The organism is Mesorhizobium sp. BHscii, assembly GCF_053848065.1.
In genome coordinates this window covers 322180-345310 of record NZ_JBSPKW010000005.1, presented here as the reverse complement: position 1 = coordinate 345310, position 23131 = coordinate 322180, and the positions used below count along the sequence as shown (strand labels likewise).

Below are 23131 nucleotides of genomic sequence, written 5' to 3'. Positions count from 1 at the left end.
GGTCACGACCTCTTCAGCTTGGGATCGAAGGCATCGCGCAGGCCATCGCCGATCAGGTTGATGGCAAGCACCGTGATCAGGATGGCAAGGCCGGGGAAGGTCACCACCCATGGCGCGCGCAGGATGAACTCGCGCGCCGTGGCCAGCATCGTGCCCCATTCCGGCGTTGGCGGCTGCGCGCCGACGCCAAGGAAGCCGAGGGCCGCGGCCTCGAGAATGGCGTTGGAGAAGGACAGCGTCGCCTGCACGATCAGCGGCGCCATGCAGTTCGGCAAGATCGTCTTTACCATCAGCCTCAGATGACTGGCACCGGCCACCTTGGCGGAGATCACATATTCGCGGTTCTTTTCGGCCATCACCGCCGCTCGCGTGAGCCGCGCGAAATGCGGCTGCAGCACCAGCGCAATCGCCAGCATGGCGTTGAACAGGCCGGGTCCGAGGATCGCCACCAGAACCAGGGCGAGGAGCAGCGACGGGAAGGCCAGGATGACGTCCATGATGCGCATGATCAGCGTATCGACCCAGCCGCGGAAATAGCCGGCGAGCACGCCGAGGACGATGCCGCTGGTCAGCGAGAAAACCACGACCACCAAGCCGATGAACAGCGAAAACCGCGCGCCGAAAATCAGCCGCGAAAGCATGTCGCGGCCAACCGCGTCGGTGCCGAGCAGGAACATCGATTTGCCGCCCTCCTGCCAGACCGGGGGCGTCAGCAGCGAATCGCGAAACTGTTCGTCAGGCGAATGCGGCGCGACCAGCGGTGCGAAAATCGCGATCAGCACCAGAGCCGCGAACACGACCAGGCCGATGACGGCGCCGGTGTTCATCGAGTAGTAATGCCAGAACTCGGTGAAGGCGCGCTGCCGGCCGCCGGTCGGAATGGCGGCGGCGGTGGCTTCTGCCGTGGTTTGGTCGGTCATCTCACTGCACCCGGATACGTGGGTTGATGACGGCGTAGAGCACGTCGACGATCAGGTTCACCGCCATGACGATCAGGGCGATGATCAGCAGGCCGCTCTGGACGACGACATAGTCGCGCTTGGCGATCGCGTCGATCATCCACTTGCCGATACCGGGCCAGGAAAAGATCGTTTCGGTCAGGATGGCGCCGGCCATCAGCGTGCCGACCTGCAGGCCAATGGTGGTAACGACGGGGATCAGCGCATTGCGAAAAGCGTGGAGCCCGATGACGCGGCGCGGCGCCAGGCCCTTGGCGCGGGCGGTGCGGACATAGTCCTCGCCTAACACCTCCAGCATCGCCGACCGCGTCTGCCGCGCTATGACGGCGAGCGGGATTGTCGCCAGCACGATCGCCGGCAGGATCAGATGACTGGCCGCGGACCTGAAAGCGCCGCTCTTGCCGGAGATCAGGCTGTCGATCAGCATGAACCCCGTCGTCGGCTTGAAGAAATATTGAAGGCCGATGCGGCCGGAAACCGGCGTCCAGCCGAGATAGCCGGAGAAGAAGATGATGAGTAGCAGCCCCCACCAGAAGATCGGCATCGAATAGCCGGTCAGCGCCACACCCATCGTCGCCTGGTCGAACCATGATCCGCGCTTGACCGCCGCGAAGATGCCGGCGGGAATGCCGATGAGCACGGCAATGATCAGTGCGATCGTCGCCAGTTCCAGCGTCGCCGGAAACAGCGCCTGGAATTCACCGAGCACAGGCCGCTTGGTGGCGAGCGATATGCCGAAGTCGCCGGTCAGGACCCTGCCGATATACTCCAGATACTGGATGACATAAGGCCGGTTGTAACCAAACCGCTCGATAAGCTCGGCGTAGCGTTCGGGGCTGACGCCGCGCTCGCCGGCCAGGGCCAGGATCGGATCGCCCGGCAGAAGACGGACGAAAGCGAACGCCGCCAGCGATATGCCGAACACCGTCGGGATGATCAAGGCAAGCTTGTGGAGGAGATAGCGGAGCATCTTACTTCATAGAACGGCGGCGCCGGAAGTCCAGCGCCGCCGTCCAATTTCTCAGGAGTTATTCGGTGACGTCGACGCCGTCGAACCGATGAATGCCGAGGGGGTCCATGACGAAGCCGGTAACTTTCTTATTCATCGGCATGAAGACCTTGGAATGGGCGATGGTCAGCCACGGGGCCTCACGCTTGAACACGACCTGAGCTTCCTCGTAGATCTTGGTGCGCTCCGCGACGTCAGTGGTTGCCTTGCCCTTCTGCAGCAGAGCTTCGAACTCCTGGTTGCACCAGATCGCATAGTTGGACTGGCCGATGGCATCGCAGCCGAGCAGGAACAGGAAGTTGTCCGGATCGCCATTGTCGCCGGTCCAGCCCAGCTGGAAGGCGCCGTCGCGGTCCTTGGCCTTGCCGCGTTCGCGATACTCGGTCCATTCGTAGCTGACGATCTCGGCCTTCACGCCGATCTTGGCGTAGTCGGCCTGAATCAGTTCGGCTACTCTTTGGGCGTTCGGATTGTACGGGCGGCTGACGGGCATTGCCCAGATCTTCATCGAGAGATCCGTGACGCCGGCATCAGTCAGCATCTTCTTGGCCGCGTCCGGATCGTACGGATCGTCCTTGATGTCCTTGTTATAGGACCACATCGTCGGCGGGATCGGGTTTATGGCCGCCTGGCCAGCGCCCTGATAGACCGCATCGAGAATGGCCTGCTTGTTGACGGCCATGTTGAGGGCCTTGCGGACCTCGACCTTGTCGAAGGGCGGCTGGGTCGTGTTATAGGCCATGTAGCCGATGTTCAGGCCTTCCTGCTCGTCGACCTTGAGGTTCGGGTCGGCTTTCAGGCCGGCGATGTCGGCCGGCGCCGGGTACGACATGATATCGCATTCACCCGCCTTCAGCTTCTGCGCGCGCACGGCCGGATCAGTCGTGATGGCAAAGATCAGATCGTCGATCTTCTGGCGGCCGCCATAGTAGCCGTCCCATGCCGCATAGCGGATGACCGCATCGACCTGGTAGTCGACGAACTGGAACGGACCGGTGCCGATCGGCTTTTGGGTGAATTGCTGCCTGGTGCCGGCCTTGTCGAGTTGGTCGGCATATTCCTTGGAGACGATCGAAGCAAAATCCATGCCGAGGTCCGGCAGGAAAGCGACTTCAGGCTTGTTCAGCACGAATTTCACCGTCAGGTCGTCGACCTTGACGATTTCCTTGAGAAGATCCGGGAAGCCCATGCCGGCAAAATATTCCCAGCCGGTGCCTGCCAGATAGTCGAACCACGGGTTTTCCTTCTTCCACTGGCGTTCGAAGGAGAAGATCACGTCGTCGGCGTTGAGATCGCGCGTCGGCGTGAAGTAGTCGGTGGTCTGGAACTTCACACCCGGCCGAAGCTTGAACGTGTATTCGAGACCGTCGTCAGAAACCGTCCAGCTCTCAGCGAGGCCGGGGGTGATGGTGGTCTTGCCGTGTTCGAACTCGACCAAGCGCGAATAGATGGTGCGCGACGACGCGTCGAAGTCGTTGCCACCGCTCCACGGCGACGGGTCGAAGCCGGCCGGCGACGCCTCCGAGCAGTAGACCAGCTGTTTCGCATTGGCCATGCCGCCGAGGACGCTTGCGGCCAGCAACGCGGCCGCAAAAGTCAGTTTCTTTTTCATGAAGGACTCCCTGATGTTCTTCCAAGCCCCTCTATCAGGCTCGCGAAGCGCGCATATAAGCACCGTTTTTCCGGCTTTGGAACACCCCGTTTGCCTACCCCATGGGAAGCAGAATTTAGTTCTACTGAATCCTCTAAAAAGAGAATGAAATGTCAATTTCTGCCGATCACGGTATTATTAACGACCGCATTTTTTTATTGATCTTCAACCCGGCGTTGGTGAGGAACGGCGACCATCGGCTTGTCATTGGCGCGGGATTTCTTTCCAGTCTTGCCGCAGGGTCAGACTTGCACGGCTGCCGATAGTCGCAATAGATAGATGGCAAGCTGGATTTCCTGGATGCCGGCAGCAGCGGAGGACGTCTCTGTCATTCGGAGGCAACGCGGCGGGCAAGCAGAGACAATAAGAACAACCGAGGGAGGGACAGGTGGCAAAAGCACCAAGGACAACGGCCCCCGCGAAAGCGAGGGCCAAAACTGCCGCAAAACCGGCCAACTCCGACAAGCCAAAGGCGCCGACGGCCAAAGCCGTTGCCAAGCCGAAAGCGGCACCGACATCGACTTCGAAGCCGGGTCCGGCCGAGAGATTGCCGAAAGCAGTTGGCGCCGGATCGCCGGAAAGGCCTTGGCTCAAGAGCTACCCGAAGGTCGTTCCTGCCGAGATCGGCGCCCTGCCCTTCGGCTCCATCGGCGATCTGCTCGCCGACGCCTGCAAGCAGTATGCCAGCCGGCCGGCCTTCACTTGCATGGGCAAGACCATCACCTATGCGGAAGTCGAGCGGCAATCGGCCGCCTTCGCCGCCTTTCTGCAGTCTACGGGACTGCAGAAAGGCGCACGCGTGGCGGTGATGATGCCGAACGTGCTGCAATATCCGGTGGCGATGATGGCAGTGCTGCGTGCCGGCTATGTCGTGGTCAACATCAACCCGCTCTACACGCCGCGCGAGCTGGAACATCAGCTCAGGGATTCCGGCGCTCAAGCCATCGTCATTCTCGAAAATTTCGCCAACACCTTGCAGGCGGTGATCGCCAAAACGGCTGTCAAGCATGTCGTGGTCGCGGCGATGGGCGACATGCTTGGCGGCCTGAAAGGAACGATCGTCAATCTCGTCGTGCGCCGCGTGAAGAAGATGGTCCCGGCCTGGTCGCTGCCGGGCCATGTCAAGTTCAACGCGGCGTTGAAAGCAGGCACCGGCATGAATTTCAAGCCGGTGAAGGTCGCTGCCGACGATGTCGCCTTCCTGCAATATACCGGCGGCACCACCGGCATCTCGAAGGGCGCGGTACTGCTGCACAGCAATGTGCTGGCCAATGTGGCGCAGAACGCGCTCTGGATCGAGGACGCCTTCACGGTCAAGCCGAAACCGGCGCATCTCAACTTCATCTGCGCGCTGCCGCTCTACCATATCTTCGCGCTGACGGTGAACGCACTGATGGGCATGCAGCTCGGCGGCCAGAACATACTCATTCCCAATCCGCGCGACATTCCCGGCTTCGTCAAGCAACTCGGCAAATATCCGATCCACATCTTTCCAGGCCTCAACACGCTGTTCAACGCGCTGCTCAACAATGAAGATTTCCGCAAGCTGGACTTCAAGCCACTGATCCTGACGCTGGGTGGCGGCATGGCGGTGCAGAAGGGTGTTGCCGAACGCTGGAAGGCGTTGACCGGCTGCCCGGTCACCGAGGGCTACGGGCTTTCGGAAACCTCGCCGGTGGCCACCGCCAACACATTCAGCAATGGCACCTTCACCGGCACGATCGGCCTGCCGCTGCCCTCGACCGAGATCGCCATCCGCGACGACGACGGCAACGATTTACCGCTCGGCGAAGTCGGCGAGATCTGCATACGCGGACCGCAAGTGATGGCCGGCTACTGGAACCGGCCGGACGAGACCGCCAAGGTGATGACCAAGGATGGTTTCTTCAAGTCGGGCGACATGGGCTTCATGGACGAGCGCGGCTACACCAAGATCGTCGACCGCAAGAAGGACATGATCCTGGTGTCCGGCTTCAACGTCTATCCGAACGAACTCGAGGAAGTCGTGGCCCTGCATCCGGGCGTGCTCGAAGTGGCGGCGATCGGTGTGCCGGACGAGCATTCAGGCGAAGTGCCGAAGCTGTTCGTAGTCAAGAAGGACCCGTTGCTGACCGCTGAGGTGCTGACCGTCTATTGCCGCGAGAACCTGACCGGCTACAAGCGGCCAAAATACATCGAGTTTCGGACCGAACTGCCGAAGACGCCGGTGGGCAAGATTCTGCGGCGGGCGTTGCGGGTATAGGGATAATTTTGGGCGATTGCCTTACTGTAGATGACACGGTGGACACGCTTTCCCGTCACGATCCGCAGACATTCATCAAGGCGAACATGCGTATCGCCCCTGTTCCTGCGCTTCCCGAAATCCGGCTTTATGCAACGCACCCCGCGAGCGGTCTGTGGCGGCTCACGCATCAAGAAGGACAAGCAGCCGAGCCGGAAGAAGAAGGAACCGAAGCCGACGAGGACGGGCCCGAGCCGCAGCCACCTTACTGGGCCTATGCCTGGGCCGGCGGCGCGGTGCTTGCCCGCTACATCCTCGATCGGCCGGAGTCCGTGGCCGGGCTTCGCGTGCTCGACCTCGGCGCCGGGTCGGGCCTCGTCGGCATCGCCGCGGCAAAGGCCGGAGCGCGCGAAGTGCTCGCGTCCGAGATTGACCGCAACGGCGTCGCCGCGCTCGGTCTCAATGCGGCGGCGAACGGCGTCGCAATCACAGTCGTCGGCCAGGACATCACCGCTGGTCCGCCGCCGCCGGTGGATGTCGTGGCAGCCGGCGACTTGTTTTACGGGCAAGATCTCGCCGACCGGGTTATCCCCTTCCTCGACCGCTGCCTGGCCGCACGCATCAATGTGCTGATCGGCGACCCGGGCCGGGCCTACCTGCCCCGCTCGCGGCTTCGGCTGCTGGCCGAATACCGCGTGCCGGATGTCGGCGAAGCAAAAGGCGCGGCGATGAAGCCGAGCGGTGTCTTCTCGTTCGAGCCGGAGTAGCCCTGCGAGTTCAGGTCGTCTCCTTGACCCTTGCCGAAAGAAAGTCGGGCAGGTCGGCAACCGAATCCAGAATGACGTCGGCGATCTGCGATAGCGATTCCCGCGTGCCGGTGCCGGAGAGCACGCCGATTGCCAGACCGCAGCCGCCGGCCCGCGCCATCTCCAGATCGTGGCGATTGTCGCCGACCATGGCGATCGCGGTCGGCCTCAGGCCGGTAAGGTCCGAGAAGGCAAGGATCGTATCCGGCGCCGGTTTCGGATTGGCCACCGCGTCGTAACCATAGGCGGCTTCGAACAGCTGCGCGACGCCGAGCGTCAGCAATGTCTTTTCCGCGCCAGTGGTCGAATCGTTGGTGGCGACGCCGAGCCGGTAGGATTTCCTGTGAAGAACACCGAGCGTCTCGACGATGCCCGGCAGCGCCACCGCCATCGCCGAGCCCTGCACCGAGGTGATCTCGTTGAAGCGGGCGACGGCAAGCATCTGGTCTTCATCCGACAGGCGCGGAAACCAAAGCTCGACGACATCCATGTTGGTGCCGGAAGCAAAGATGGAGTCGGGCTTGAAGCGTTTGGTGGCGAAATCGTAGCCCGCCGCGGCAAGCAGCCTGTCGGCCTTCCAGCGGTCGCCCTCCGACGCATCCATCGCCATGAAATCGGCAACGCCGAGCCATGTTGCGTTGAAGTCGACAAGCGTACCGTCCTTGTCGAACAATATTCCTTTGATCTCGGCCAAGCCGCTTACTCCGATCCGCGCAGTCGGTGGATGTGTTCCACCAGCCCGGCGGTCGAAGCGTCCCGCTTTGCGGCATTCTCCTTGCCCTCCACGACAGGCAGCAGTCCGGTCGCCAGTTCCTTGCCCAGTTCGACGCCCCACTGGTCGAAGGAATTGATGTTGAAGAGCGTGCCTTCGACGAAGACGCGGTGCTCATAGAGCGCGATCAGCCGTCCGAACGTATGCGGATCGAGTTGTCTGTAGAGGATCGTCACCGAGGGCCGGTTGCCGGAGAAAACGCGGTGCGGGGCGATCCTGTCGACCTCGGCGGGCGCCATGCCTTTCGCCAGCATCTGCGCGCGCGCTTCCTCCAGCGTGCGGCCCTTCATGAAAGCCTCCGACTGCGCCAGGCAGTTGGCGAGCAACAGATCGTGGTGATGCTTGAGGTCCGGCTCATGGCCGATGGCCGCTGCGAGGAATTCGACCGGAATGAAATCGGTGCCCTGGTGCAGCAGCTGGAAGAAGGCGTGCTGGCCATTGGTGCCGGGCTCGCCCCAGACCAGTGGGCCGGTTGGCGTGGTCACAGCGCCGCCGTCGAGGGTGACGCTCTTGCCGTTCGATTCCATGTCGAGCTGCTGCAGATAGGCCGGCAGCCTCGACAGGCGCTGATCGTAGGGGATGACGGCGCGAGCGGGGTATTTACAAATCACCCGATGCCACCAGCCGACCAGCCCCATCAGCGCCGGCAGGTTCCTGGCCAGCGGCGCAGTCTGGAAATGCTCGTCCATCGCATGCGCGCCGTCGAGAAAGGCGCGAAAATTCTTCGGGCCGACGGCGATCATCACCGGGAGGCCGATCGCGCCCCAGACCGAATAGCGTCCGCCGACCCAGTCCCAGAAGCCGAAGACGCGGTCGGACGCGATGCCGAACTTGGCCACCAGCTCCAGCGCCGTCGAGACGGCGGCGAAATGCTTGCCGACCGCTTCCTTGCCGAGCGCCTTCTGCACCCATTCGCGTGCCGTCTCGGCATTGGTCATCGTCTCGACCGTGGTGAAGGTCTTCGAGGCCACGATGAACAGCGTGGTTTCGGCGGAAAGGCCCATCAGCGTGTCGTGGATATGAGCGCCGTCGATGTTGGACACGTAGTGCGTGCGCGGCCCGTCGTGATATGGCGCCAAAGCCAGCGTCGCCATGGCCGGGCCAAGGTCGGACCCGCCGATGCCGATGTTGACGATGTCGGTGATCTTCTTGCCTGTGGCGCCGGCCGCCTTGCCGGAGCGCACGGCATCGGCGAAGACGCCCATCGCGTCGAGCACGGCGACAACCTCGGCCTTCACATCCTGACCGTCGAGCACGATGCCCTTGCCGTTCAGGTTGCGCAGGGCGGTGTGCAGCACGGCGCGGCCTTCGGTGACGTTGATCTTCTTGCCTGAGAACATCGCGGCGCGCCGGCCTTCGAGATCGGCGGCTCCCGCCAGCTTCTCCAGCATATCCATCGTCTGCGCATCGACCGCGCATTTCGACCAGTCGAGCAACAGGTCGCCGTCGGTGGCGGAGAATTTTTCGAAGCGCTGCGGATCGGCGGCGAAAGCCTCGCGCATGCTGCCCGATCTGGCCGCACGGTGATCGCGCAGGGCGTCGAGCTGTTTTTGAAAGGACGATTGATCCACTGCCTCACTCCGAGCCTTGAAATCCCAACATAACAGACCGGATGTTTCCGGCGCGTGTCGTCGCGTCCAAACTATCTAGCCGAAATCAACTGGTTTCAATGCGCAGCGATGACGCACGGCGTCAGGCCAGGGGATGACGCGTTGCGTCACGCTGGGATGACGCGTTGCGTCACGCCAGGGATGACGCGTTGCAGCGAAGGATCACTGGCGTAAATCCCAGCGATCAGAAAAATTGATTGGCGCAACAGCTTGTGCCACCGGTACATTCGACTGGTCCAGCCAAGTGAAAAAAGCTGGCCATCGAGGAACATCTTCCATGCCACAGCGAAACGACACGGCCATATGGTCCGGCCTGTTCCGGATTTCGGCGGAATCCGGCCAGACCCTGCAGGCACAGATCCGTCAAGCGATCGTCGCCGCCATCCTCGACCGGCAAATCGCCGCCTCGATGCCGCTTCCGTCCTGCCGGATCCTGGCCGAGAAACTCGGCGTGGCGCGCGGCACCGTGGTGCTGGCCTTCCAGCAACTCGTCGACCAGGGTTTCCTTGTGGCGCGCGAACGGCGCGGCCATTTCGTCAATCCGGACGTGCTGGCGACGCCGGCCAAACCGCACCAGAAGGCGCCCGACCAGGCCAATGAGATCGACTGGAAGGCGCGCCGACAGATCGCGGCCAGCGACATGCCGCCGCCGGCCAAGCACGACAACTGGATCAAGTCGTCCTACCCCTTTGTCTATGGCCAGTTCGATCCGGCACTGTTCCCGACCGCCGAGTGGCGCGAGTGCAACCGCATGGCGCTCGCCGTGCTCGAGATCCGCAACTGGGCGTCCGACATGGTCGACCGCGACGATCCGCTGCTGATCGAGCAGATCCAGGCGCGGCTGTTGCCGCGGCGCGGCATCTTCGCCAACCCCGATGAGATCATCGTCACGCTCGGCGCGCAGAATGCGCTCTACATGCTGGCGACGCTGCTGATGACCAAAGGCTCCAAGGTCGCCATGGAAGACCCCGGCTATCCCGACGCACGCTCGATCTTCCGGCTGGCGGGCGCCGACGTCACACCGGTCCCGGTCGACCACTCCGGCATCGTAACCGCTTCTATTCCCAGTGATTCCGGCTTCGTCTTCGTGACGCCCAGCCACCATTGCCCGACCATGGTGCCGCTGTCGGCGGAGCGCCGGCAGGACCTGCTGGCGCGCGCCAATCGTCACAACCAGATCATCATCGAGGACGGCTATGACAGCCAGCTTCTGGACGAAGCGCCGCAGCAGGCGCTGAAGAGCCTCGACCGCTCGGGCCGCGTCATCTATGTCGGCTCGATGTCGAAGACGCTGGCTCCGGGCCTTAGGCTCGGCTACATCGTGGCCTCGGCCGGGCTGATCTCCGAGCTTCGCGCGCTACGCCGCTTCATGCTGCGTCATCCGCCGGCCAACAACCAGCGCGCGGTCGCACTGTTCTTGTCGCTTGGCCACCATGAGGCGCTGGTGCGGCGGCTGTCGAGCGCTTTCGACGAACGGCGCAAGCGTCTGATCCATGCAATTTCCGCTTTCCTGCCGGAGTGGCGCTCGACCGATTCCGCCGGTGGCGCGTCGCTCTGGCTCGAAGGGCCGCGCGGCACCGATTCGCGCGGGCTGGCCGAGGCCGCTGCCTCGCGCAGCGTCATCATCGAGCCTGGCGACCGCTTCTTCGACCGCACCGAAAAGCCGTCGCGCTTCATGCGGCTGGGCATCTCCTCGATTGCGCTGCAGCACATCGAGCCCGGCATCCGCGAACTGGCGACGGCGGCCGGGCGCAGGCCGGCGGCGGCTTGATGCCTCGGTCGGGGCGTGACAGAGACCGGCCGCCATTCTTTAGCGCTCTGGCATATGTGACGGGACCGTCTGGCTCATAGGCTGCACCAATGCCGGCGGCATAGTTCGAGGCATAAGGGGACGAAGCACGCCGATGGTGGACCAACCACCGCCGCCCGCTTCGCAGCTAAAGGTGGAGTGCCTCCCATGTCAGTGGCTGTTGAGAAGCCGGATATGCCCTCGGACCAACGTTCGCGGCGTTCCGGGGGGCGCGAAGCGCGCCGCGCCATGCGGGCGGCGCCGCTTGCCGACGATATCAAGCCGGTGCGCGCCGGCCTCGAAGGCGGAAGCTACGGGCCGCTCAGCGAAAACGACCGCGAGCGCATCCACGAAGCGGTGCTGACGCTGCTTGAAACGGTCGGCTTCGCCAATGCTATCCCATCCTGCATCGAGGCGCTGACCAAGGCCGGCGCCACGCTCGGCGAGGACGGCCGCATTCGTTTTCCGCGCGCGCTCGTCCTCGACACCATCAAGAAGGCCGCACGCCACTTCACCCTGCATGGCCAGGATCCCAAGCACGACATGCTGATCCAGGGCAAGCGCGTGCATTACGGCACGGCGGGCGCCGCCGTGCATCTGGTCGACGTCGAGAAGCGCGAGTATCGAGAGTCGCTGCTGCAGGACATCTATGACGCGGCCCGCATCGTCGAAGGGCTCGACAACATCCATTTCTTCCAGCGGCCGATGGTGCCGCGCGACATTCCCGATCCGCTCGACATGGATTTCAACACGCTCTACGCCTGCGTGATGGGCACGTCGAAGCATGTCGGCACGTCGTTCACGGTGCGCGAGAACGTCAAGCCGGCGCTCGACATGCTCTACGCCATTGCCGGCGGCGAAGAGAATTTTCGCGCGCGGCCTTTCGTCTCCAATTCGAACTGTTTTGTGGTGCCGCCAATGAAATTCGCCGAGGACGCTTGCGGCGTGCTCGAGGCCTGCGTCGAAGGCGGCATTCCGATCCTGTTGCTGTCGGCCGGCCAGGCAGGCGCCACAGCGCCGGCGGCGATCGCCGGCGCGGTGGTGCAAGCGGTGGCCGAAGTGCTCGCCGGCCTCGTCTATGTCAACGCCATCAAGCCGGGGCATCCGGCGATCTTCGGCACCTGGCCGTTCGTCTCGGATCTCAGGACCGGCGCCATGTCAGGCGGTTCGGCCGAGCAAGCGGTACTGACGGCTGCCTGCGCCCAGATGGCGCAGTTCTACGACCTGCCCGGTGGTTCGGCCGCCGGCATGACGGATTCGAAACTGCCTGATATCCAGTCCGGTTACGAAAAGGGCATCACCGACGTTATGGCGGGCCTTGCCGGCCTCAACCTCGTCTACGAATCGGCCGGCATGCACGCCTCGCTGCTCGGTTTCTGCCTGGAAAGCCTGATCATCGACAACGACATGCTTGGCCATTGCCTGCGCTGCGTGCGCGGCATCGAGGTGACCGATGAGTCGCTGTCGATAGACACCATCGCCGACGTCTGCCTGAAGGGGCCGGGTCACTATCTCGGCAACGAGCAGACACTGCGGCTGATGCAGACGGAATATTTCTACCCGGCGGTTGGCGACCGGTTTTCGCCGAAGGAGTGGAACGAGAAAGGCAGGCCCGACATCTTGCAGCGGGCGATCATCGAGAAGAAACGCATCCTCGCCGAGCGCTTCCCGCGCCATGTCCCGAAGCTGGTCGACGACAAGTTGCGCGCCCGCTTCGGCAATCTTATCCATCTGCCGCGCAGCGGCATGGGCGGCTGAGAACGCTTCTCGTCAAAACGGTCAGTCGGTCCTCAACCCATAGCGCTCGACGACCTCGCCACTGATCAGCTTGGCATGCAGCGTCATCAGTATGATTTGCGCATCGAAGCTGTCGCCGGCCTCAAGTGCCGCCTCCAGCCGGCGCTCCGCATCCAGCCTATGTTGAAGGCCGTTGGATTGCTCGAATGCTTCCGGCCCGGCAACACAATAGCCAAATAGCTGCGCCACCGCTGGATAGGCTTGTAGTGGCGGCTCGTCAGACCAGTGGTCCTTCATCAGATTGACGATGGTGAGCTTTGCTCCCTCCGGCACAAGGGCGGGATGAAGGTCGACGCCGCGTAACGCGGCGTCGAGTTGCCTGAGGTCGCCTGATCGGCCGAACATTCCGAGGAAGCCTGGGGAAGAGCGTTGTCTCGCCATGATGTTCCTATCCGAATGCCCGAACTACAATGAAGCGACGGCTGCACGCAGCCGCTATCCACTCGCCGCCAGCAACAAAACACCGGCGAGGGCCGATCCCGCAAGCGTCGGCAGCATGCCGATCTTCAGCTTCAGAATGGCGATCATGGCAGCACACGACAGCAGGGCCGCGCGCCAGTCGATGGATGAGAGCACCGGCACGTCCATTCCAAGCCCGATGTTGCGCACTTCGCCGAAGATGACGTGCAAGCCGAACCACAGAGCGAGATTCATGATGACGCCGACGACGGCGGCAGTGATCGCGGTCAGCGCCGCCGATAGCGCCTTGTTGCCGCGCAGGGCTTCGATGTAGGGCGCACCGAGGAATATCCAGAAGAAGCAAGGCGTGAACGTCGCCCATAGGGTGAGCATCGCCCCAAGCGATCCTGCAAGCAGCGGGCTCAACGATCCGGATTGGCGGAACGCCGCAAGAAAGCCGACGAACTGCAGGACCAGAATGAGCGGACCAGGCGTGGTTTCGGCAAGCCCGAGGCCATCGACCATTTCACCGGGTGCGAGCCAGCCGAAGGACTCGACCGCTGCCTGCGCGACATAGGCAAGGACCGCGTAAGCGCCGCCGAAGGTGACGACCGCCATGACGCTGAAGAAGCCACCGATCTCAGTCCACACGCTGGTGGATCCGGTGAACGCCCAGATCAGCAGCACGGGGCCGAGCCAGATCGGCAGCCAGATCGCAATGATGCGCGGCGCATGCCATCGTGTCGGCCTGGTGTGGGCCAGCTCGCCGCGCTCGAACATCAGGTCGACCGCGCCCTTGATGTCGGGAACCGCGTCTTTGCCGTGTGCCGCACCGGAAAAAAGGGCCGGCGCAACACGGTTTCCAATCCAGCCCGTCACGCCGGCAAGCAGGATGATGAGCGGAAACGGCAGGTTCAATGCATAGATGGCAATGAAGGCGGCGAGCGCGATCGAAACCATGACCCGGTTCTTCAGGGCCCGACGTCCGATCCGGATCATCGCCTCGATCACGATGGCGAGCACGGCCGCTTTCACCCCGAAAAACAGCGCCTCGACGAGGGGAGCGTCGCCGTATAGCGCATAGAGGATGCTCAAGGTGAGCATCACAAGCGCGCCCGGCGCGACGAACAGGATACCGGCGACCAGGCCGCCGATCGTCCGGTGCAACAGCCAGCCGATATAGATGGCGAGTTGCTGGGCTTCAGGGCCGGGCAGCATCATGCAGTAGTTCAACGCATGCAGGAAACGTTGCTCGCCGATCCAACGCCGTTCCTCGACCAATTCCTTGTGCATGAGCGCGATCTGGCCGGCCGGCCCGCCGAAGCTGAGCAGGCCGATTTTCGCCCAGAGCTTTACGCCTTCGCGGAAGGTTGGCGCAGCCGGCGCTTCGACGATCTCGCCCCCCGAAGCCTCCGTTCCGTCAGAAACCGGGGCGCTCATGGCTTGCTCACGCTTGGCCAGTTGTGCGTCTCCTCGGTGGCGTCGCGGCACCATCGGTAAAACGCATCGTAGAGCAGCATGCCTGCCTCCAGCTGTTCCAGATCGTCGCGAAACATCCGCGACAGGCCAAGCGAGGCGGCCAGGAATCCGGCCGCCTGGGGAACCAGATCGAGACTTGCAGTGTCGGCTGCGCGCACAATCATGGCTAGGCGATCGAGCGGTTCGGATTCGAGCCCGAACTCTTCGATCATCGTGTCGAAGGTGCAGCGTTCGCCGCGGTGCGACCAGAACACATTGTCGATGTCGAAAGGCACGGCCTGAAAGCGATCCGCAGTGGCCAACACTTCGGCCGCCTCGACAAAGAGAAAAACAGCGCTCGGATCGATGAAACGCCGGATCAACCAGGGGCAGGCGATGCGATCGACCTTCGGGCGGGCCCGCGTCACCCATACGGTGCGGCCATTTCCATCGCGGGGCGGCAACTTGCCGGCATCGACCAAAAGCCCCTTGGCATCGCGCCAGGCCTCGAAGCCACCTTCGAGGGATTCGGCACTGACGCCCTCATGCCGCAGCCATGCGGCCACGCCTTGCGAGAGCTTTTGTCCTCTTTGGCAGATGACCGCCACTCGGCTGCCGGCGTATTCGGACGCCCAGGTAGAGACGGTTTTGAAATCACGCCGGCTTGAGGCCGGGAGCAGGCGCGGATCGGCGTTGTAATCATCTTCGATACGAACATCGACGATCGCGGGCGCACCCGGCAGACCAATCAGACGGGATAGTTGCGATACGGTGATAGCGGTTGTCGACGGCATGGCGTCCACCTCCTTGACAGAGAAGCTTGGACGCGAACGTTGGGCTGACGCCTCACGGGGTCGTCGCGATGCACCCCTTGCCATGATCGTGGATTTGTTGCGCCCGCTTGTCAAGCGTCATGCCTGAAGCAAAGGATGCTCCGGCTCCGGCGGCCGGTTTGGCGGAGTCAGAACACGTCTGGGAGGAAAACCATGAAAAAGACCTATCACGGCAGCTGCCATTGCGGTGCGGTGCGTTTCGAAGCCGAAATCGACCTCGCCGAGGGTATCCGCAAATGCAATTGCAGCTTCTGCTGGAAACTCGGCTACCGGAAATCCTTCGCAGCCTATGAAGCCGTGCGGGTGACGGACGGCCGCGACCGGATGCGGGAATACAAGGCGACGCCGTCGAACTGGCCGGAAGGCGACATCAACCACTATATGTGCCCGAACTGCGGCGCGAATTTTCTCTCGCGCGGCTATCTCGACTTCATGGGCGGGAACTTCTGGGCGGTGAACGTCGCCTGCCTCGACGACGTCACCGAAGAGGAACTCGCCGCAGCACCAATCGTCTACGAGGACGGCAAGCGCGACAGGCAGGACCAGGCGCCGGAGATCACAGGATATTTGTGAGCGGCGACTTCAGGCAGGCCAGGGCAGAACTGCGCTATAGGACTGACGGCGGCTTGATCCCGAACAAGCCGCCGGTTGCCCGTTGCGGAAAGCGCCCTGCCCGGCGTTCAGTGATTGTCCCGCGGCACGCCGCGGGTGTGCGCCACATCCTGGTATTTCACCGCCGGCTTCAGCACCATGCCTTCGGAAAACTGGTCGACCATGCCGCGCTGGATCTCCTGCCACGGCGTCTGGTGCTTGGGGTAGTGATAGCCGCCACTGTTCTGCAGCTCGGCGCGACGGCGCGTGATCTCGTCGTCGGTGACGAGAATGTCGGCGGTGCCCTTGCGCAGGTCGATGCGGACGCGGTCGCCGGTCTTCAACAGCGCAAGCCCGCCGCCTATGGCGGCTTCGGGCGAGGCGTTGAGGATTGACGGCGAGCCCGACGTGCCCGACTGGCGGCCGTCGCCGATGCAGGCCAGCGCATGAATGCCCTTCTTGATGAGATGGGCCGGCGGCTGCATGTTGACGACTTCGGCGCCGCCCGGATAACCGATCGGACCGGCGCCGCGCATGAACAGGATCGTGTGCTCGTCGATGCCTTGCGCCGGATCGTCGATGCGGGCGTGGTAGTCTTCGGGCCCGTCGAAGACCATGGCGTTGCCTTCGAAGGCCTCGGGGTCCTTCGGGTTCGACAGATAGCGTTCGCGGAATTCGGGCGAGATACCGCTGGTCTTCATAATCGCCGAATCAAACAGATTACCCCTAAGATTGATGAAGCCGGCATTGACTTTCAGCGGCTCGGCGACGGTGCGGATGACATCGAGATTCTCGTTGACGGCCCCACTGCAATTGTCGCCCATCGTCTTGCCGTTGACGGTCATGGCGTCGGGATGGGGCAACAGCCCGGCCTTCATCAGTTCGGCCACCACCGCCGGCACGCCACCGGCATGATGATAATCCTCGCCGAGATATTCGCCCGACGGCTGCAGGTTGACGATGAGCGGTATTTTGAGGCCGACCTGCTGCCAATCGTCATTGTCGAGCGGCACGCCGAGATGGCGTGCGATGGCGTTGAGGTGGATCGGCGCGTTGGTCGAGCCGCCGATGGCCGAATTGACGACGATGGCATTCTCGAAGGCCTGTCGGGTCATGATGTCGGAGGGCTTCAGATCCTCATGCACCATGTCGACGATGCGTTTTCCCGTCTCATAGGCGATCTGGCCACGCTCGCGATAGGGAGCGGGGATCGCGGCCGAGCCAGGCAGCTGCATGCCGAGCGCCTCGGCCAGCGAATTCATCGTGGTGGCGGTGCCCATGGTGTTGCAATAGCCGGTGGACGGCGCCGAGGAGGCGACGATGTCCATGAACTCGTCATAGCCGATTTCGCCTGCCGACAGGCGCTGGCGCGATTCCCAGACGATGGTACCGGAGCCGGTGCGCTTGCCCTTGTGCCAGCCGTTCAGCATCGGGCCGACCGACAGCGCGATAGCCGGAATGTTGACGGTGGCCGCTGCCATCAGCAGGGCCGGCGTCGTCTTGTCGCAGCCGATGGTGAGCACGACGCCGTCGAGCGGGTAGCCGTAGAGCACCTCGACCAGGCCGAGATAGGCGAGGTTGCGGTCGAGTGCGGCGGTTGGGCGTTTGCCCGTCTCCTGGATCGGGTGGCATGGGAACTCGAAAGGGATGCCGCCCATCGAGACGATGCCCTCGCGCACGCGCTTGGCCAGCTCGATATGATGGCGATTGCAGGGCGACAGATCCGAGCCGGTCTGGGCGATGCCGATCAGCGGCTTGCCCGACATCAGTTCGGCACGCGTCAGCCCGTAATTCAGATAGCGCTCGAGGTAAAGCGCCGTCATCCCCGGATTGTCGGGATTGTCGAACCACTCCTGCGAGCGAAATTTCTTTTTCTGCGTGGGGGCGCCGGCCATCATGGTCTCCGTATTTGTATGACAAATCGATATGACAACGCGCGAGAGCAGGCAAGAGGCACGCGCCATCCGATTCCGGACTTTGGTGCGATAGACATGCGTCTACCCTCACGCTAGACCGCATCGGGGCCTGTCAGTTTGTATCCTGGAGATTTTGATGGCTTTGGTGATCGAAGGCGAGGAACGCATCGCCGCACCCCTGCAAAAGGTGTGGGAAGCGCTGAACGACCCGGACGTTCTGAGGCAGACCATTCCGGGCTGCCAGAGCCTCGAAAAGAAGTCGGACACCGAGATGGGAGCGACCGTGGTAGTCAAAATCGGCCCCATCAAAGCGACGTTCAACGGCGAGGTGACGCTGGGGAACCTCAACCCGCCGCATTCCTACACCATCCAGGGCGAGGGCAAGGGTGGCATCGCCGGCTTCGCCAAAGGCGGCGCCGATGTGACCCTGACCGCCGATGGCCCGGAGGCGACGATCCTGAGATATGCGGCCAAGGCCGACGTCGGCGGAAAGATCGCCCAGCTCGGCAGCCGGCTGATCGAATCGACATCGAAGAAGCTTGCCGGGCAGTTTTTTTCGTCGTTCGGCGAGAAGGTGGGCGGCTCCCCTCCCCCTTGAGGGGAGGGTGCCTCGCGAAGCGAGGCGGGAGGGGTCACCTCAACTGCCCCGACCTTCAACTGAGGCTAAGAGAGGCGGAGCGCGTTGCCGCGGACCCCACCCGGCCCTGCGCCACCCTCCCCTCAAGGGGGAGGGATCACTCGAACACGATGCTCGGCACGGCGGCTTCAGCCGCGCCGCGTTCTTCGTTGACCCTGCCCCAGACGTTCGAGGCGATGTCGCGGTAGATCTTCGCCTCGGCGCTATCGGGCTTCGAGACCACCACCGGCGTGCCGGCATCCGAGCTTTCGCGGATGCCCATTTCGAGCGGCACTTCGCCGAGGAAGGTGACGCCGAGACGCTCGGCCTCGCGGCGCGCGCCGCCATGGCCGAAGATGTCGTAGCGCTTGCCGGTGTCGGGGGCGAGGAAATAGCTCATATTCTCGACGATGCCCAATACCGGCACGTCGACCTTCCTGAACATGTTGAGGCCTTTCCGGGCATCGATGAGGGCCAGGTCCTGCGGTGTCGAGACGATAACGGCGCCGGCCAGCGGCACCTGCTGGGCCATGGTCAGTTGCGCATCGCCGGTGCCGGGCGGCATGTCGACGACGAGCACATCTAGCGGACCCCACTCGACCTCGCGCAGCATTTGCGTCAATGCCGACATCACCATCGGCCCGCGCCAGATCATCGGCGTCTCCTCATCGACGAGGAAGCCCATCGACATGACCTTCAGGCCGTAATTCTCCATCGGCTTCAGGACTTTGCCGTCGACGGTCTGCGGCCGGCCATGGATCTTGAGCAGCCGCGGCATGGACGGGCCGTAGATGTCGGCGTCGAGCACGCCGACCCTCAGGCCTTTGGCGGCGAGGCCAAGCGCGATGTTGACGGCAGTGGTCGACTTGCCGACGCCGCCCTTGCCGGAAGCGACAGCGATAATCGCCTCGATGCCGGGCACGCCGCGCTTGCCCTGGCTGTGCGAGGCCGGAGCATGCGGGGCCGGACGTGGCGCGGCAGCGGGTGCGGCCGGCGGCGCGGGCCTGGAGGCGGGTCTCTGCGGAACCGGAGCCTCCATGCCGCCACCTTTCCTTTCCGCCGTCAGCGCAACCACGGCGCCGGCGACACCGGGGATCGCTTTGACGACACGCTCGGCGGCGGCACGCAACGGCTCCATCTCCTGGGCCCGGGCAGCCGGCACCGTGATCGAGAAGAAGACCTTGGAATCGGCAATGAAAATCTCGGAAACCATGCCGAGGTCGACGATGTTGCCGGTGAAGTCCGGTCCGTTGACCGTCTTCAGGCGCTCGATGACGATTTCCTTGGTAACGTTTCCCTGGACGGCGGGCATCAGCTTTTCCTCTGCTTTCCGCTTGAGATAATGCAGTTCCCGAACATAACCAAGCGGCGGAACGACACGCACCGGGCATGACATCAAAACTCGCGTCTGCTCGTAGGGATTTGCGGGAGGCGAAACGTCCTTACGGAAGAGGCACGCCGATAGCGCAAGCTGCGGTCGCCGGAAGACGAAGCAGCCCTATCTTGTTGCAGGGCTTCGGACGTGCTCGCCAGCAAGGAAAGGAGACCAATCATGCTCGCAAACAGCAACGCAACGGCCAATCTCGCGGTGAAGGACCTGGCCAAGGCCAAGGCCTTCTATGAAGACGTTCTGGGGCTGACGGAGCTTCACAACGAGGGTGGCGAACTGATCGTCTACAAATGCGGCGACACCAGCATCAATGTGTATCACTCGAAATTCGCCGGAACCAACAAGGCGACGGCGGTGACCTGGATGGTCGGCGACGAAATCGAAAAAATTGTCAGCGGGCTAAGGTCGAAAGGCGTTGTTTTCGAACATTACGACATGCCTCACACAACGGTCGAAGGCGACATCCACCTCGGTCACGGCATGAGGGTCGCCTGGTTCAAAGATCCAGACGGTAACATCCTGAACCTTGTGGACAGGTAGATTTCGCTCTGCCGCACCCATGCGACCCAACCGCCACCCACGTCACGTCGGCAGGCTGACCGCGAAGTAGGTGAGGGCCGAAATCGCAGCCGTGGCCGGCAGAGTGACAATCCAGGCGATGACGATGTTGCCGGCGATGCCCCAACGCACGGCCGAGACGCGGCGGGCGGCGCCGACACCGATGATGGCGCCGGTGATCGTATGCGTCGTCGACACCGGAATGCCGAGCCAGGTGGCGGCGAACAGGGTGATCGCACCGCCGGTCTCGGCGCAGAAACCCTGCATCGGGTTCAGCCGGGTGATCTTCGAGCCCATCGTGTGGACGATGCGCCAGCCGCCGAACAATGTGCCCAACGCCAGCGCCGCCTGACACGTGATGACGACCCATAGCGGCACGTAGAAATTTTCTCCAAGCATGCCCTGCGAATAGAGCAGCACGGCGATGATGCCCATGGTTTTCTGTGCGTCGTTGCCGCCATGGCCGAGCGAATAGAGCGAGGCAGAAACGAACTGCATGACGCGGAACGTGCTATCCACGGCAAATGGTGTCTTGCGCACGAATACCCAGGAAACTGTAAGGATCAAGACAAGCGCCAGCAGAAATCCGGTCGCCGGCGAGAGGACGATGGCCGCAATGGTCTTGCCGAGCCCGGTCCAGACGATGGCGCCGCCGCCTGCCCTTGCAACGCCGGCGCCGACCAGTCCGCCGATCAGCGCATGCGAACTGCTGGAGGGGATGCCGACGAGCCAGGTGACGATGTTCCAGACAATGGCGCCGACAAGCGCGGCGAAGATCACCCCCGGGGTGACGATGGTGGCGTCGATGATGCCCGTTCCTAGCGTCTCCGCAACATGAAGACCGAAGAACAGGAAGGCGATGAAATTGAAGAAGGCCGCCCACAGCACCGCATTGTGCGGCCTCAGCACACGCGTGGAGACGATGGTGGCGATGGAGTTGGCGGCATCGTGCAGGCCGTTGAGAAAATCGAAGAACAGCGCAACGGCGATGAGCCCGACCAACACGGGAAAGGCGATGGCGGCTTCCATTGGCTAAACGTTCTCGATGACGATGCCGCTGATCTCGTTGGCCACGTCCTCAAAGCGATCGACCACCTTTTCCAGCTCGCCATAGATCTCGCTGCCGATCAGGTAGGCCATCGGGTCGCTGCGGCCATGTCTCTTGAACAGGTCTTTCAGGCCCTGCTCGTGCAGATCGTCGGCCCGGCCTTCCGCGCGCATGACCTCTTCCGCGATCGCGTTGAGGCGCACGCTGTGGGCCCCAATCTTGCTGAGCAATGGGATGGCCTCGGCGATCAGCTTGGCTGCAATGACGATGATGCCGCCCATTTCCTGCATCAGCGGGTCGAATTCCTTCTTCTCGAACAGCTTCACCGTCTTGACGGTCTTGTGCATCATGTCGATGGCGTCATCCATCGACTGGATCAGGTCCTTGATGTCACCACGATCGAAAGGAGTGATGAACGAGCGCCGCACAGAAAGCAGGACTTCCGCGGTGATGTGATCGGCCTGGTCTTCAAGATCGATGATCTTCTGGCACCAGCGATCGATGTCCTTGCCCTGGAGAAGCTGCTCGAGTGCCTCGGCGCCATCGACCACCGTACGGGAGTGTTGCTCGAACAGGTCGAAGAAACGATCTTCGCGCGGCAGCAGTTTGCGGAACCAGCCCAGCATGTTCAATCTCCGGTCGCCCCACGATCTTATTTCACCCACATAGCGCCGCATGCCGCCTCCGGAAACAGTAAGCCGGCTGAAAGATGTGGATGCAGCCGATTGCACGTGCGGCTTGCGGTGGCACGCAATTTCCCCGACCTTGTGCGCGACGCACCGGACAGATGGCATGATCGACAAGCTGGAATTCTTTATCGCGCTGGCCAGGGAAGAGCATTTCGGCCGAGCGGCGGAGGTGTGCGGTGTCACGCAGCCGACGCTTTCGGCCGGCATCAAGCAGCTGGAGGGCCAGCTCGGCGTGATGCTGGTATTACGCGGATCGCGCTTTCAGGGGCTGACGCCGGAGGGAGAGCAGGTGCTGGTGTGGGCGCGCCGCATCGTCGGCGACACCCGCACGATGCGCGAGGAGATGCGGGCGGCGCGTCACGGCCTTTCGGGGCGCATCCGTATCGCCGCCATCCCGACAGCTCTGGCTATGGTGGCGCGGCTGACGACACCTTTTCGGGCAAAACATCCCGGCGTCACCTTCTCGGTGCTGTCGCGCACCTCGATCGAGGTGCTGTCGCTGCTCGGCAATTTCGACATCGACGCCGGCATCACCTACCTCGACAACGAGCCGCTGGGGCGGGTGACCAGCGTGCCGCTCTATGACGAGCGCTATCAGCTGATCACCGCGGTCGGAAACCCCTATTCCGACCGCGACAAAGTGACATGGGCGGAGCTCAGCCAGCTGCCGCTCTGCCTGCTGACGCCCGACATGCAGAACCGCCGCATCATCGACCAGCATTTGGCCGAAGCCGGCACGCAGGTGCGGCCGACGCTCGAATCCAATTCGATGATCGTGCTGTTCTCCCATATCCGTACCGGCAAATGGTCGTCGATCATGCCGCTCAACCTATCGGAAACATTCGGCTTTTCCGAGCCAATCCGGGCCATTCCGATTGTCGAGCCGGATGCCAGCCACACCGTCGGGCTGGTGGCGACGCCGCGCGAGCCGCACACGCCGCTGGTCTCGGCGCTGCTGGACGAGGCGATGGCGTTGGCAGACGATTTCCGCGCCCGCCACTGAGCTAGAGATTGCAGGC

General features: G+C 63.0%; 20 protein-coding genes. 8 read left to right on the top strand and 12 right to left on the bottom strand.

Features of this window, described 5'->3' with window-relative positions; all coding sequences use genetic code 11:
• Nucleotides 1-2: 2 nt before the first annotated feature.
• The 3 genes from ACWTU7_RS10775 to ACWTU7_RS10765 are packed head-to-tail and all read right to left on the bottom strand — an operon-like array spanning nucleotide 3 to nucleotide 3580.
• Nucleotides 3-920: an ABC transporter permease subunit gene (locus ACWTU7_RS10775; RefSeq protein ID WP_036267520.1), complete on the bottom strand. Its 918-nt coding sequence runs from the start codon at nucleotides 918-920 to the stop codon at nucleotides 3-5.
• A 1-nt stretch (nucleotide 921) separates the two neighbouring features.
• Nucleotides 922-1929: an ABC transporter permease subunit gene (locus ACWTU7_RS10770; RefSeq protein WP_455839940.1), complete on the bottom strand. Its 1008-nt coding sequence runs from the start codon at nucleotides 1927-1929 to the stop codon at nucleotides 922-924.
• Between the two features lie 58 nt (nucleotides 1930-1987).
• Nucleotides 1988-3580 carry an ABC transporter substrate-binding protein gene (locus ACWTU7_RS10765; protein ID WP_029357039.1) on the bottom strand — a complete coding sequence of 531 codons (1593 nt, stop codon included), beginning with the start codon at nucleotides 3578-3580 and terminating at the stop codon, nucleotides 1988-1990.
• Between the two features lie 427 nt (nucleotides 3581-4007).
• Here ACWTU7_RS10765 and ACWTU7_RS10760 point away from each other — a divergent pair, with 427 nt between their 5' ends.
• Complete coding sequence (locus tag ACWTU7_RS10760; RefSeq protein ID WP_455839938.1) at nucleotides 4008-5861, top strand: long-chain-fatty-acid--CoA ligase; 1854 nt, start codon at nucleotides 4008-4010, stop codon at nucleotides 5859-5861.
• Nucleotides 5862-5947: 86 nt separating this feature from the next.
• Nucleotides 5948-6607 carry a class I SAM-dependent methyltransferase gene (locus ACWTU7_RS10755; RefSeq protein WP_455839955.1) on the top strand — a complete coding sequence of 220 codons (660 nt, stop codon included), beginning with the start codon at nucleotides 5948-5950 and terminating at the stop codon, nucleotides 6605-6607.
• 10 nt (nucleotides 6608-6617) lie between these two features.
• Here ACWTU7_RS10755 and ACWTU7_RS10750 read toward each other — a convergent pair whose 3' ends face one another.
• Together ACWTU7_RS10750 and pgi are read right to left on the bottom strand one after the other, a co-directional pair.
• A complete protein-coding gene (locus ACWTU7_RS10750; protein ID WP_455839937.1) occupies nucleotides 6618-7340 on the bottom strand; it encodes an HAD family hydrolase in 723 nt (240 codons plus the stop codon).
• A gap of 5 nt (nucleotides 7341-7345) precedes the next feature.
• On the bottom strand, nucleotides 7346-8989 hold the full coding sequence (gene pgi, locus ACWTU7_RS10745; RefSeq protein WP_455839936.1) for a glucose-6-phosphate isomerase: 1644 nt from the start codon (nucleotides 8987-8989) through the stop codon (nucleotides 7346-7348).
• 316 nt (nucleotides 8990-9305) lie between these two features.
• Between pgi and pdxR the strand changes: the two genes are divergently transcribed.
• Together pdxR and ACWTU7_RS10735 are read left to right on the top strand one after the other, a co-directional pair.
• A complete protein-coding gene (gene pdxR, locus ACWTU7_RS10740; protein ID WP_029357044.1) occupies nucleotides 9306-10799 on the top strand; it encodes a MocR-like pyridoxine biosynthesis transcription factor PdxR in 1494 nt (497 codons plus the stop codon).
• A 186-nt stretch (nucleotides 10800-10985) separates the two neighbouring features.
• On the top strand, nucleotides 10986-12575 hold the full coding sequence (locus ACWTU7_RS10735; protein ID WP_455839935.1) for a trimethylamine methyltransferase family protein: 1590 nt from the start codon (nucleotides 10986-10988) through the stop codon (nucleotides 12573-12575).
• A gap of 21 nt (nucleotides 12576-12596) precedes the next feature.
• Here the strand turns inward: ACWTU7_RS10735 and ACWTU7_RS10730 are convergent, their stop codons facing one another.
• From ACWTU7_RS10730 to ACWTU7_RS10720, 3 genes are read right to left on the bottom strand one after another with little or no spacing between them, the layout of a single operon-like run.
• On the bottom strand, nucleotides 12597-12995 hold the full coding sequence (locus ACWTU7_RS10730; RefSeq protein ID WP_455839934.1) for a hypothetical protein: 399 nt from the start codon (nucleotides 12993-12995) through the stop codon (nucleotides 12597-12599).
• A 54-nt stretch (nucleotides 12996-13049) separates the two neighbouring features.
• A complete protein-coding gene (gene chrA, locus ACWTU7_RS10725; protein WP_455839933.1) occupies nucleotides 13050-14453 on the bottom strand; it encodes a chromate efflux transporter in 1404 nt (467 codons plus the stop codon).
• Nucleotides 14450-15265 (bottom strand): chromate resistance protein ChrB domain-containing protein, encoded by an 816-nt coding sequence (locus ACWTU7_RS10720; protein ID WP_455839954.1) that lies wholly within the window; start codon nucleotides 15263-15265, stop codon nucleotides 14450-14452. Before ACWTU7_RS10720 ends, chrA begins: the two co-directional genes overlap by 4 nt.
• A gap of 192 nt (nucleotides 15266-15457) precedes the next feature.
• On the opposite strand from ACWTU7_RS10720, the gene ACWTU7_RS10715 reads away from it, so the two are divergent.
• Nucleotides 15458-15877 (top strand): GFA family protein, encoded by a 420-nt coding sequence (locus ACWTU7_RS10715; protein WP_455839932.1) that lies wholly within the window; start codon nucleotides 15458-15460, stop codon nucleotides 15875-15877.
• A 107-nt stretch (nucleotides 15878-15984) separates the two neighbouring features.
• Here the strand turns inward: ACWTU7_RS10715 and ACWTU7_RS10710 are convergent, their stop codons facing one another.
• Nucleotides 15985-17790: an IlvD/Edd family dehydratase gene (locus ACWTU7_RS10710; RefSeq protein ID WP_287335649.1), complete on the bottom strand. Its 1806-nt coding sequence runs from the start codon at nucleotides 17788-17790 to the stop codon at nucleotides 15985-15987.
• Nucleotides 17791-17947: 157 nt separating this feature from the next.
• On the opposite strand from ACWTU7_RS10710, the gene ACWTU7_RS10705 reads away from it, so the two are divergent.
• Nucleotides 17948-18409, top strand: coding sequence for an SRPBCC family protein (locus tag ACWTU7_RS10705; protein WP_455839931.1), 462 nt, complete (start codon nucleotides 17948-17950; stop codon nucleotides 18407-18409).
• Nucleotides 18410-18545: 136 nt separating this feature from the next.
• Here ACWTU7_RS10705 and ACWTU7_RS10700 read toward each other — a convergent pair whose 3' ends face one another.
• On the bottom strand, nucleotides 18546-19739 hold the full coding sequence (locus tag ACWTU7_RS10700) for an Mrp/NBP35 family ATP-binding protein (RefSeq protein ID WP_455839930.1): 1194 nt from the start codon (nucleotides 19737-19739) through the stop codon (nucleotides 18546-18548).
• Between the two features lie 240 nt (nucleotides 19740-19979).
• On the opposite strand from ACWTU7_RS10700, the gene ACWTU7_RS10695 reads away from it, so the two are divergent.
• Nucleotides 19980-20357: a VOC family protein gene (locus ACWTU7_RS10695; protein ID WP_455839929.1), complete on the top strand. Its 378-nt coding sequence runs from the start codon at nucleotides 19980-19982 to the stop codon at nucleotides 20355-20357.
• A 42-nt stretch (nucleotides 20358-20399) separates the two neighbouring features.
• Here ACWTU7_RS10695 and ACWTU7_RS10690 read toward each other — a convergent pair whose 3' ends face one another.
• The gene (locus ACWTU7_RS10690) at nucleotides 20400-21404 is read right to left on the bottom strand and encodes an anion permease (protein WP_455839928.1); all 1005 of its coding nucleotides are present in this window, start codon (nucleotides 21402-21404) and stop codon (nucleotides 20400-20402) included.
• A gap of 3 nt (nucleotides 21405-21407) precedes the next feature.
• A complete protein-coding gene (locus ACWTU7_RS10685) occupies nucleotides 21408-22049 on the bottom strand; it encodes a DUF47 family protein (RefSeq protein ID WP_455839927.1) in 642 nt (213 codons plus the stop codon).
• A 166-nt stretch (nucleotides 22050-22215) separates the two neighbouring features.
• On the opposite strand from ACWTU7_RS10685, the gene ACWTU7_RS10680 reads away from it, so the two are divergent.
• Nucleotides 22216-23115 (top strand): LysR family transcriptional regulator, encoded by a 900-nt coding sequence (locus tag ACWTU7_RS10680; RefSeq protein ID WP_455839926.1) that lies wholly within the window; start codon nucleotides 22216-22218, stop codon nucleotides 23113-23115.
• Nucleotides 23116-23131: the final 16 nt, after the last annotated feature.